This is a genomic window from Paenibacillus sp. GYB004 (assembly GCF_036577605.1).
Lineage (GTDB): Bacteria > Bacillota > Bacilli > Paenibacillales > NBRC-103111 > Paenibacillus_AB > Paenibacillus_AB oceani.
The window spans coordinates 51283-63524 of record NZ_JARBDB010000012.1 but is presented as its reverse complement, the minus strand read 5'-3'; the positions used below and the strand labels follow the sequence as shown (position 1 = coordinate 63524).

Annotated in this window: 8 protein-coding genes and 1 pseudogene; 4 read left to right on the top strand and 5 right to left on the bottom strand. The window is 56.1% G+C overall.

Features of this window, described 5'->3' with window-relative positions; translation table 11 throughout:
• Positions 1-19 precede the first annotated feature (19 nt).
• From PV433_RS08155 to PV433_RS08145, 3 genes and pseudogenes are all read left to right on the top strand, one after another.
• Complete coding sequence (locus tag PV433_RS08155; RefSeq protein ID WP_332071689.1) at positions 20-382, top strand: hypothetical protein; 363 nt, start codon at positions 20-22, stop codon at positions 380-382.
• Between the two features lie 266 nt (positions 383-648).
• Positions 649-816, top strand: a pseudogene (locus PV433_RS08150) (response regulator transcription factor); the annotation flags it as partial.
• A 67-nt stretch (positions 817-883) separates the two neighbouring features.
• Positions 884-1942, top strand: a complete 1059-nt coding sequence (locus PV433_RS08145; protein ID WP_332071688.1) for a LacI family DNA-binding transcriptional regulator — start codon at positions 884-886, stop codon at positions 1940-1942.
• 101 nt (positions 1943-2043) lie between these two features.
• Here PV433_RS08145 and PV433_RS08140 read toward each other — a convergent pair whose 3' ends face one another.
• Positions 2044-2913 carry a metallophosphoesterase gene (locus PV433_RS08140; RefSeq protein WP_332071687.1) on the bottom strand — a complete coding sequence of 290 codons (870 nt, stop codon included), beginning with the start codon at positions 2911-2913 and terminating at the stop codon, positions 2044-2046.
• 221 nt (positions 2914-3134) lie between these two features.
• Here PV433_RS08140 and PV433_RS08135 point away from each other — a divergent pair, with 221 nt between their 5' ends.
• Positions 3135-6242 carry a heparinase II/III domain-containing protein gene (locus PV433_RS08135; protein WP_332071686.1) on the top strand — a complete coding sequence of 1036 codons (3108 nt, stop codon included), beginning with the start codon at positions 3135-3137 and terminating at the stop codon, positions 6240-6242.
• A gap of 590 nt (positions 6243-6832) precedes the next feature.
• On the opposite strand, the gene PV433_RS08130 is transcribed toward PV433_RS08135, so the two are convergent.
• The 4 genes from PV433_RS08130 to PV433_RS08115 all read right to left on the bottom strand — a co-directional run bounded on the left by PV433_RS08130 (position 6833) and on the right by PV433_RS08115 (position 11913).
• Entirely contained in the window at positions 6833-8239 is a 1407-nt protein-coding gene (locus PV433_RS08130) for an extracellular solute-binding protein (protein WP_332071685.1), read from the bottom strand.
• 23 nt (positions 8240-8262) lie between these two features.
• On the bottom strand, positions 8263-9774 hold the full coding sequence (locus PV433_RS08125; RefSeq protein WP_332071684.1) for an ABC transporter substrate-binding protein: 1512 nt from the start codon (positions 9772-9774) through the stop codon (positions 8263-8265).
• Positions 9775-9798: 24 nt separating this feature from the next.
• Complete coding sequence (locus tag PV433_RS08120; protein ID WP_317891215.1) at positions 9799-10347, bottom strand: RNA polymerase sigma factor; 549 nt, start codon at positions 10345-10347, stop codon at positions 9799-9801.
• 276 nt (positions 10348-10623) lie between these two features.
• A complete protein-coding gene (locus tag PV433_RS08115; RefSeq protein WP_332071683.1) occupies positions 10624-11913 on the bottom strand; it encodes an ABC transporter substrate-binding protein in 1290 nt (429 codons plus the stop codon).
• Positions 11914-12242 lie beyond the last annotated feature (329 nt).

The following is a 12242-nucleotide window of genomic DNA, read 5'->3' as shown; positions in this document are numbered from 1 at the left end:
GCCGGGGCGGCTTGTTTGTTTGAGCGGGGAATCGGTTCGCGAGCTGAGACGGAGTGGGACTACGATCCTGTATACGACCCACTATATGGAGGAGGTCCAGTCTCTTGCATCCCGCGTCGTCATCCTGGATCAAGGACATGTTATCGCCCAAGGCACGATCGATGAGCTTGTGAATCGGATCCAGCACGAAGAAAAGATTAAGCTGGAAGCAGCCGAATGGTCGGAACATCTGATCGCCAAAATCGAGCGGCTGGACGGGATCAAAAAGGTCGTGCGCGAAGGAACGGTGCTGATCATCATTTCAAGGCCCGGAGCGGGCAACCTGGACCGTGTGATTTCCATCGTTCAAAGCGCCGGCGGAGTAAAGTCGGTTCATGCGTAAGCCTACCCTCGAAGACGTCTTTCTTACGCTTACGGGCAAGCAATTGCGCGATCGCGAGGAGGCTTAAGATGCTATTATTTCAAATGAGCTATTATTCGCTGCTGAGGATGCTGCGCGAGCCGATCGGACTATTGCTGCTCGTAGGGCTGCCGCTAGTCGTCATCAGTATAGTGGGAGTGGTCTGGTCCGGGGCGCTATCGGGCGTAGAGGGTGTGCCCGGGCTGGACTGGACGGCAGTCACGACGATCATGGGCGTTCAGTTTTTTATATGCGAGCTCGTTGCTCAGGGCTGCTCCAACCGTGAAATTGCCGAGCGGCTGTTCATAAGCGAGGGAACGGTTCGGAACACTTTGTCTGTCATATTGGAAAAGCTGCAAGTCAGAGACAGAACGCAGCTGGCGATTAATTACAGGAAGCGATCTCCTCTTTCTTGACACGGAAAAGGACGTTATCTATACTTTGGTTTAAACGTTTAAACGTACTGCAAAGGGAGTGCACCGTGTGACGGAACATCGGCAAGCTACCGTGTTCGATGTAGCTAAAGAGGCAGGCGTATCGACGGCGACCGTGTCGAATGTGCTGAACCGCCGCAGCGTTCCGCTTTCGGAAGAGACGATCCGGAAAGTCGAGGAAGCGGCGGCCAAGCTCGGCTATCGGCGCAACGGGATGGCAGCCTCGCTCAGCCAGCGCAAAACATACGAGCTCGGCCTGCTGCTGCCGAGCCTCTTCGGCTATTACGGCTTGTTTGCGGAGCAGATGGAACGGACGGCTTACGCCTACGGCTACCATCTGTCGGTATTTTCGACCGACATGGATTCGAACATTGAGCGAAGGCTGCTGGAGAAGCTGCTGGAGCGGCGCGTGGACGGGGTGTTCAGCCATGGGCTGGCGATGTCGTCGGATTCGGTAGGCAAAATTGTTAACGACGGGACGCCGATCCTTTTTTTCAATTGCTGGAACGAGGCGAAGGATATGGCGATCGGCACTGTTAATCTGAACGTCTATCAGGCGACTCTCGATGCGGTCGTTCATTTGCGGGCCCAAGGATGCCGGTCGATTTATTATTACGGCTACCGCAAGGCGTTCGCGACGAACGAGCAGCGGAAGATGGGGTTCCGCGACGGGCTGCGCCTAATCGGGGAAGGGCTGCGGAGCGGGATGATCGATGCGGACGATCTGCCGCCCGAGTCGCTTCCCGAATGGCTGGCGGAACAAAGCGCCGGAGCGGAGCCCGCTGGCGTCGTCTGCTTTGACGACTGGAAGGCGTTCGTTTGTTTGAACCGGCTGATGGAGCACGGCTATGCGGTGCCCGGGCGGTTTAAGGTGGTTGGCATCAATAACGAATTTATTGCCGAGCACTCGTACCCCGGCTTGTCTTCCTTCAGCATCCCGTACGAGTTGCATGCGGACATTTCGTTCCGCTGGATGCTGACGCATCTGGGGGAGCAGGCGAAGCTGACGGCGAATGGCGAGGCGGATTTTCCGCCGCCGCAATCGGGCGGAGTGCTGAAGATTCCGTTGACGCTAGTCGAGCGGCTATCGTCAGCGAGGTCGGATTGAATCGGACATATGAGCTTTCTCATAAGAGGCAGGCCCTATACGATGGGGATCTGCCTCTTCGTCATTCTGCTCAGCCTGAGGCTGCACATCAGCTTGTCCGGCTACTTGGCGCTTTGCTCCCCTTTTCCAAGCGTCACGACGACCAACTCCGGCCGATTCCAGATTCGTACCGGAATGATGCTGTTCCCGAGACCTCGGCTTACGATCATCGAAGTATCGCCCTCCGTGTGAAGGCCGCTCGTATACCGGGGAAACAGCCCTTGATCGGGAGCGATCAGGCCGCCGACGAACGGAATCCGGAATTGACCGCCGTGGGCATGTCCGGCGAATACCAGATCGATGCCGGCGTTTGCGTACAGCTGGAGCTTCTCCGGCCGGTGGGACAGCAGCAGCGTGAGAGAGTCCGATTGGCTCGGGTGAAGCGCAGCCAGCTTCCGCTCCAGGTCGCGATCGCTTATGGCTGGGGTGAAGGCCGGGTCTTTCAAGCCCAGCAACTCGATCGTATCGCCGTCTTTTGCCAGCTCGACACGACGATCGTCCATGATGACAACGCCGGCCTCCAGCAGCCGTTCGGACAGCTCCGCGTATACGCCGGACCATTTCTCGTGGTTGCCTGTGACGTAATAGGTGGGCGCCAAAGCCACCGCTTGCTCGATATAGCTCATGGCCGCCCCGATATCGGTGCGCTTGCTGTCGATCAAGTCCCCCGTAATGACGATCAGATCCGGGTTGGCCCGTCTGGTAGCCCGGACCAGCCGTTTTTGATTGGCGCCGAACGATTTGTTATGCAGATCCGAGACGTGCACGAGGGTAAAGTCATCAAAGGAATCCGGCAGCCCGGGGTGGACATAGCGGATCGAAGTCGTCACAAGGTGATTGTTCTGCCAATAAAAAAAGCCGGTCAGGCAAACGAGCCCCGCCGCGATCAACAGTCCGAGCTTTCTCCCGTTTCTCTTCCTTCCCGAAGTCATGTCAGGCCTCGCTTTCAAGAAAATGAGGTTCCAATTCCAACTTTCTTCCAGTATACCACGACTTGAACGGTATGAAGACACTGTACGGCGGCTCTCTCGGAATGTGTAGATATAGGTATGAAACAGGTTACGGAATTAGCTGGTCAAATCCCGTAAGACCCCGCATAATGTAGATAGTTACCAGCAGTTCATATCAACGAAGCGGGGAAGGGTTAGCGTCTATGGCGGCCAAACAACGAAGCACGTATTATACGCCCCGGAAGGTCGAGGCAATGCGCCGGAATGCAAACGTTTACGAATGGGCGAAGCGGGAGAAGGAACGGGCAGCGGCGCTCGGCGACGTCTATGTGCGGCTCGGCTGGGAATGGCTGTGGAACGTGCCGACGCCCCAGTCGGTGCCGCGGAGCTATGCGGTGAACCAGCAGGCGGGCTGTCCCGTGTGCGGCGAGAGCCATCATGCCTACGGCCGGTGGCCGTGGCTGGCCGATCCGCTCGCGAACCCGTGGAAGCTGGAATGTCCGGGCTGCCGCTCGGTGTTTCCTTCCAACGATTTTGCCGCTTATTACGAGAGCGGCAAAGACGAGAACGGACTGTTCCGCCGCGAGCTTGCGGACGACCGGTATTTGCGCAACGAGCTGTACCCGGATCGGGGAGAGAAGTGGGGCGTAGACGACAGTCTCGGCTGGGTCGCTGATGACGGGACCCGGTATACGTTCGTCGCTTTTTATAACCATTGGAAAGTATGGATCGGGATGATCGATCCGCTCGGCAACCGGTTTCCGAAGACGGATGCTCCGTGGGGTCACGGCGGGATCGTCGACAATGCGCTGGCCCAGCTTCGCGACGCTTATCTGTATACGGGGGAGCCGAAGTACGCCCGTGCCGGGATCGTGCTGCTGGACCGGGTGGCCGACCTGTATCCGGACATGGATGCGGCCGCTTATCTGTGGGAGGACGGCTTCCTCCATTCGCACGGCTTAACCGGGCAGGGCAAAATCGTAGGCAGCATCTGGGAGACGGCGATCGTCAAGACGTTTATATCCGCGTACGATGCCTTTTACCCGGAGATGACGGGCGAGGATCGGGAACTGGTCCTTTTTTTGCAGGAGAAGGCGGTCCGCTTGGTTCAGCCGTACGAGAAAAGCAGCATGGAGCGGCTCCGGGCCCATATCGAAGACGGCATCTTGCGGCCGGTCTATGGTGCGGTCCGGAAGGCGCAGATCAAAGGCAACAACGGCATGCACCAAAGCGCGCTGGCGCTTGCCGCCGTCGTGCTAGACGAATCAGGGACGACCGAGGAGTGGCTCGATTTCGTTTTTCAGGACGGCGGGGTCGAGCGGACGGAGCAGGGCGGGTGGAGGGTGACCGGCGGCAACGTCAGGCGCTCGCTTCTTCGCGATGTAGACCGCGACGGCTTCGGGGACGAAGCGGCGCCGGATTACAATTATTTGTGGGTGGAGGCGTTCCGGCAGCTCGCGGATATGCTGCACGGTTACGACCGCTACCCGCAGGGAGACTTTTACCGCAACCCGAAGTTTCTGCAAATGCTTCGGGCCAATTCCCGCCTGTACATGCTGGACCGGTTCGTACCGTCGATCGGGGACAGCGCCTCGGCAGGCAATCCCGGACTGGTCGGCAGGCTGGAGACGTTTGTAGAAGCGTTCGAGAAGACAGGCGAGCCGCTGTTCGCGCAGATGGCATACACGCTGAACGGCTGCACCTTCGAAGGGCTGCGCGGGGGGATTTATTCCCCGGACCCGGACGGCTTGCGGGGCGGCATTGAAAAGGCCGTGGCCGATCATGGTCCGCTTCCGCATAGCAGCGTAAATCTGGGCGAATACGGCTTCAGCGCTTTAAGGGACGGTGGCGGCGACGCCAGGCGCGGCTTATGGATGTATTACGGCCGCAACTTCGGGCACGGTCACAAAGATACGCTCACGATCGGGTTGTTCGCCTTCGGTCTCGATCTGCTGCCCGACATGGGGTACCCGGAGAAATGCGACAATTCGCATCAAAAAACGCATCATTGGGACCGGAATACGGTTTGTCATAATACGGTCGTGGTGGACAGCGGGAAGCAGCGAAATTCGATTGTGGGCACGACCCGGCTGTTCGTCGGGGAAGGGCCGGTACAGCTGATCGAGGCGGAAGCGAAGCAGGTGTATCCGCAAACGGACGTTTACCGCCGCTGTACGGCGCTCGTAAGGGTGGACGAGGCGAACTGTTATGCGATCGACGTGTTCCGGGTGAGAGGAGGCGCCGAGCACCATTACATGTTCCACGGCCCCGAAGGGGAAGTGTCGGCTGAGGGTTTGCGGCTGATTCCGCAGCGATCCGGGACGTACGCCGGACCGGACATCGCCTACGCGGAGCCGTTCGACGCCGATCCGTCCGAGCCGCTGACTGCCTACTTCGGCAGCGGATTCCATTACTTGACGAACGTGGAAAGGGACAGCGCGCCTCCCGGACAGTTCGCCGTGGAATGGGCCGTTCACGATACATGGGGCGTGCTGGATCAGCCGGATGCCGATATCCGTCTACGGCTCACGATGCTGGGGCAGATGGACGAGGCGGCGCTCGCCGTCGGGCGGCCGTCTCAAAACCGGCCGGGCAATCCGCAGCGGCTTCGCCAGCTCATCGTGAAGCGCCGGGCCGCGGGCGGGGCCAGCCGCTTCGTATCGCTGATCGAGCCTTACCGGAGCGAGCGCCTGATCCGCTCGGTAACGGAGGTCGAGGTGCAGGGAGACGGCAGTGCCGACGAGGCGGTCGTTTTGAAAATCGAGCGGACGGACGGCCGCACCGATTATTATATTCAATCGGCGGACGCTGAGGCGAAGCTGCGCTTCGTGACCGACTGCGGGAACCGAATCGTGTTCCAGGGCAAGGCGGGGTTGTACGCGGAAAGCGGCGGCACCTCCGTCTATGCATTCGTAGCCGGCGGGAGCTGTATCGGTCCGGAGGAAGCGCCGTGCATTCATGAGGCGGTGGGTTCCCTGGCGGGAACCGTGACCGGATTTACGCGGGAGCCGTCCGAGAGCAACAAGATTCGCATACGGTTGAGGCCCCATCCAAGCGCTGCCGATCTGCTGGCCGGCAAGCACATCCATGTCGGAGGAAGCGGGCGCAACCCGGTATACCGGATCGAACGGTGCGTATCCGGCGGCCCGGACGAGTATGAGCTGGATATCGGGTACACGACGCTGATCGAGGACATGGAGGAACCGGCTAGTACCGGGACAGGAACATCCGGCGAAGCCGTTTCCTACCGGTATGCGATCGCGGAGAGCGACCCGTTTACGATTCCTTTGTATACGGAATGGCACGGCTAAGCGAAGCGGAAGGCTGTCCTCAGGCGTAGCGCATCTGAGAGGAGAGGCGCGGGGGCAGCCAGACACCGGAAAGCAGATAGGAGCGGTTTGTACCTTCTATTTTGTGTTAAATCCGCTTGGATGGGGAAATAAGAGCGGTTTGGGACCGTTACTATTCGCGAAAAGGGTGCGCCCCCCACCAGTCGGCTGAAATAAAGGGTGCAAATCGCTCCTATTTCTCTCTCTGATCCCTATATACGGAAAAAGAGGATTCGAAAGACTCTTGTTGGTACTAGAGCCTAGCAGCCGAATAGCCGAGTACAAGTTGCTCGAAAGAATAAGGTTTGCAGGCTTACAGGTTTGCGGTCTTACAGGTTTGCGGGTTTAAGGGCTTACGGGTTTACGAACTTGCGGGTTTACGGGGTTACGAGGGGGGCTTTCCCAAAAGTGCTCACATAATATGGGGAAATCCCGATTTCCAAACGAAAGGAACTCAAATTCCACGGTAAAGTGGAGGTTGAGTTCCTTTTTCTCGAAGCAAACCGTTTCTATGCGGGCGCGCCAAATCGCTAAATGACTTTGGAGAGAGCCCCTTACTTACTCTTACTTAGTTACTTGGCCGGCGGCGGCGTACCTCCTGCCCAAGCTTGGTCGAGCAGCTTTTGGCCTTCGGTCTGAATCGTGTGGATCGCTTCCTCGATCGTTTTGCGGCCGTTCACCGCTTCGTCGATTTCGTGGATATAGAGCAACTGGAACGGAGTGCTGAACACCGGATAAAACGTATCCGGCACGGTGACGGTAAGATCCAACTCCTCTTTCTTTCGCTTCAGCATATAAAAGGGTTCCAGACTTTGCCCGTCTTTCGTTGTGGCGAAGGCGGTCCGGCTGGAGAACACGTCGTCCATTTTCATCTTGACCTTAGCCGCTTCCTCGCTGTTGAAATATTGGACGATTTTCCATGCCGTCTCCGGGTTTTCTCCGTTGGCTGAAATGGCGAAAACCGTGCCGACGTCGAAGCTTCTCGTGTACTCCGGATTTGCCGGGTCGACGGGTACCGTAACGACGTCCCAGTTAAAATCCTGGGTGCCCCACTGTTTCATCCGAAACAGCTGTTCGGTGCCGCTGATCGTCATGGCCGCCTTGCCTCTGCTGAACAGATCCATCTCCTTCGTCTCGTCCGGGCCGTAACGAACCGGTTTGCCGTCCTTGTAGTAGTAGTACAGGTTTTTGCTTCGAAAACCGTCAATAATGTGCTTGAACGATTTCTTCCATATGTCGGATTCGAATGTCAAGCGTTTCATGTCCGGGCTTATATAAGAGGCGTTCTCTGTAGCTGCCAACGTTTGAATGAAATCGAAAGTCGTCCAATATTTAAGATGAATGCCGTAGATCCGTTTTTCCGGATCGGGATCGACCGGAAAACGCCGGGACAGCTCCATCGTCTCCTCCCATGACATCTGGTTTTTCGGATACGGTACGCCGTACTTGTCGAACAAGTCTTTGTTGTAATACAGCCCCGAGCTTGTAATTTCAGGCGCCAGCCCGAACAGCTTGCCTTCATCATTCTCCTTCAGGCGGTCGATCGCGGCTGGTATGAACTGGCTCAGATCGAAGCCGCTTTTGCGGGCGAACGGCTCGAGATCGAGCAGCATCCCTTTATTTGCCCAACGCGTGTATAACTCAGAATGTACGATAACCAGATCCGGCTTTTGTTCCAGGATTAGTTTTTCATACGCATCGTAGTAGCTTTTTCCGGGCACAAATATTTGATCGATTGGAATAATCTCTACCTCGACGTCCGGAAATTTAAACGCAAAATAGTCCCCGTAGGTCAAATTAAACGATTCCTCACTGCCGAACGGTATACGCACTACTTTCCGGGTCTGATCGTCGGCAGGTTTGGTCGTGCAGCCGGCCAGCAGAAGGGAGCCGGCCAACAGGGCGGCCAGCGCTCCGCAGGCCAGCCGCCGGACCGGCGCCGGATGGCGGCTTTTCTTTCCAACGTTATCCCACTTCATCGGTTTTCTTGCCCCCATCCCCATCACGGTTTTTTCTCCGCTTTCGCCTGCTCGATCGCCGTTTGTCCGCGCTGCTGTATGGCGCCGATGGCGTCGTCCAGATTTTTGGTCCCGGCTGCCGCGGACTTCAATTCCTCGTTAACGATCGTCGACAGCGAGGTGTACAAAGGCCGATCCATAATGGCCAGGCTGCTTGGCTGACCATCGGGCCTTAACATCGTGAAAGCTTCCAGCCTATACGTAATCGGCGTCCGCGATTCGAACTTGCGGGAGTACAACCCGAAATTGCCGGTATAAGAAGAGGCAACTTTTCTGGTCATCGCTTCGCTGTGGATCGACTTGATCAGCTCCCAGCCGTCCCTTGCATTCTCCGAATTTGCGGGAATCGCATAAATCTCGTCAATCCGGAACGTGGACGAGACATTCGGCTTTGCCGGGTCGACCGGCTCAGTCACAATATCCCAGGCGAAATCGGCGAGATTATACCGCTGCTTGGCCTGGATCAGGTCGTTTGCCGTACTGTTCGTCGAAACCATCATCGCCGCGTTGCCGGTCAGGAACGGGTTGCGTTTGTAAAAATCGGCTCCGGATATGCTGCCCGTGAGCGGCTTCGATTCATAGAGCCAGCCTTTCTTCACGCCATCGGCAACGAACTGGAAGATGGAGCGCCAGGCGTCCGTATTCGCCGTCATTTTGCTCGCGTCGGCATCGGTCAGGCCGATTCCCTTCGTACGTCCTATGCTCTCGGTGGTGCCGTAAGGGGACGCCGAATACGGGATCAATCCGTATACGCGGTCTTCACCCTGCCCGTTTGCCGGAAACCTTTGGGCCAGGGCGAGTACGTCCTCCCAGCTCATCTGGTCAGTCGGATACGGGACGCCGTATTTATCGAACAGCGACTTGTTGTAATAAAGAGCCTGGGTCGAGAAGTTGGGAGCCATTCCGTATAACTTGCCCCCGCCGGCTTCGCGAATCGTTTCGACTACGCTTTCCTGGAAAACGCCGAGATCGTATTTTTCTTTTTGAATGAACGGGTCGAGCGGCAGCAGCAGTCCTTTATCCGCTAACTTCTTATAAACCTCCATCGGCACGTACACGACATCCGGCTTTTCCTTCTCGATAAATTCCTCGAACTGGACCGCCCGCTCTTTCTGCGGATCGTAAGGCGGGGAGCTGACGGCGTCCACGTCCATATTCGGATATTGGATAATGAAGGCATTTCCATAACGGCTCATAAAGGACATGCCGTCGGCCCATTGTACTTTGATCGACCTTTCCGTCTTGACGTCGAACTGCGGCGTTTCGACCTTTTGCTTGAACAAGCCCATTATCGGTTCCCGCTGGGTAAAGAGGACGGCTGAAGCAAGCAGCAGCGCGGCGGCGGCAACCCACACTTTACCGCGGGATCGTTTCGGTGTCGCTTCCATGGCGATTCGTTCCTCCACGCTATTCATTAATTTGGGCGGCACGCCCTTCGGATTTAAAGGAAAATGTTTAAGCTCTTTTTCCCAATCTGGGAATCGTTTCGGTCTCATCTTCGTCGCCTCCTTGCTCTCCGGTTAGTATGAATCGGACAATTGTTCCTTCAGCAATAACGGCACCTTCGCCCGCGCCCGGTGAAGCCGGGACTTGACGGTGCCTTGGGAGATATTCAGCATGGAGGCGATTTCGGGTACGGTCAACTGGTGGTGGGCGTATAAGAGCAGCACTTCCCGCAGCTTTTCGGGCAGATCCATAACCGCCTTCCAGACATCGCCGCTTACCATCCGGCTCAGCACTTCCTTTTCCGTGGAGGAAGCCGTTTCCGACCTGCGGATCGTAGCCATCAGAAGCACCCGGCGGGCCCATGCCGATTTGCGGTGATCTTTGGCGACGTTTCGCGTAATCGCGAGCAGCCATGTTTTGACGCTCGATTCCCCCCGGAACGAGAACATGCTGCGGTACACCTTGATGAAGACGTCCTGGAAGATGTCGTCCGCCTGATCGAAACGGCTCGTCAGGAAAAACGCATAGTTCCATACATCGTTGCCGTACCGCTCCATCAGGTCGCGCAGAATGACGTTTTTGTCCGTACTGTCGGACAGCGTGCTCAAATAGTCCAAACCCACTTTTCGTTCACCTCGATTATTGGACGACGCGCTGATTAAAAGGGTTCCGTAGAAGTTGAACCTATGGTAAGCTTTCTCGCGGACCATGCGCAAGCGATTAGAAGTGTATCTTCCAGGGAATCCGGCTGCGGAAGAGATTACCGGTGAGTAGTATGGGTTCCCGTTGCGAAAAGCTGAGCGGACCTAGTGAGTATAGCGGTAACATTCAAAACCCCTCCAACGGATTGTTGGAGGGGGGCGGTGCCTGGGAGCGTTTCGATTCGCGGCGGACAGCCGTCAGTTGCCTTTGCCTTTCTCGGTGACGATGTGCTGCCGGATCTGCTCTTCCGCGTCGCGAAGCGCCGTATTGACATCTTTGACATTTTTGACGGCGTTCGTATATTCGGCGGTCAGGAGGCTGTACGCTTTCGTGTAATAATTCGAATTGGGCGGTGCGGCCGCAGATTTGCTCTTGAATACGCCTTCGATATGTTTGCCTTGCAGCTCGGGGAGGTCTTGGCCAAACGCTTGCCTGAACTTCGGATCTTTCATGACCGACAGTTTGGCCGATTTTCTGGACATGACGGTCTGCACTTCCTCGGAGAACAACACCTCGAGCACGCGCATCTGGTCATCCCGGTTTTTGCTCATCGCCATCGGAATCATGCAGTGCAGGTCGTACATGCCGTACGTATCCGGCTTCTCTTTGTAGCTGGGGAATTGGGCTACGTCCCAGTTCAGGTCCGGGGTTTGTCTGAGCCGCAGAAACAGATTGATCGTCGGGATCATTGCAACGGTTTTATCTTTCAGGAACCGGTCGATCGGAGAGCCGCCGACAAACTCGTTGCCCGGAATGGCGTAGATTTGTTTGCCGATGTCAAACGCTCTTTTGTACGGGTCGCTGTTCACCAGCACTTTATCGGTTTTCTGATCGATGATGTTGAGGGACATGGGGAAGAGGAGGCGGTTGAGGTCGTCGATTTCGATGCCGCGGTACTGAATGTCGTTTTCCTTGCGGGTTACTTTTTTGGCAAGTTCGATAACGTCTTCCCAGAGCATGCCGTCCTTCGGGTAAGAGACGCCGAATTTATCGAATATGTCTTTGTTGTAGTAGAGGGCGTTTAAGTTGTTGGCGTAAGGGAGGGCGTACAGTTCGCCTTTCTCCGAGTTGGCGATGATCGTATCCAGCGCGCCCTGGTCGAATCGGCCAAGATCAAAATTGTACTGTTTCGCGAGCGGCAGCAAATCGAGATACACTCCCAAATCCTTGTAAGCGGTCAGACGGCCGTGGTAAGTGACGAGAAAGTCGATCGATTCGCCCTTGGAGAGCAGCTCCGGCAAATCTTCCGTCGTTTTGTCCATCTCCACGGTCAGGTGCGGATACTTTTTCTTGACCGGTTCGGCAATCAGTTCGTTGAAATCCTGATCCGTAAAATATCCCCCCAGCTGGTGAACCCGGATTTTGACGGGATCGAGCGGCTTTTCCGCCGGTTTGACCGAGACGTCGGTTGGTTGTTGACTGTTAGAGCACCCAGCGAAAACGGTTACAAAGGCGGAAAGAAAAAATATGAACCTTTTTCTTCTCACTACATCATACCTCCGTTCGTTCGAATGGTTGTTCCGATTTAAAACCGGGCCGTCTGGATCGCATGCGGCGGGGGAGCAAGGGCCGGCAATAAATTACCTTATTATATAGCGGTAAAGCAAACGGAAACAAGGTTCGTTTGGTTGGTTTTTTCCTCTTTTTATGCAATAAATCCCGATAATCGTTGTGGAATCTCTTTCAATCTTTTGTTTTGCTGCTGCTTATGTAAAATTATGTAATTTATTAGATTGAAATGTCGGATATACCCGCCTTGATTGTCGAACGATAGTCCGCTGGCTGCAGCCCTGCGACGCATCTTTTCTCCCCGAAA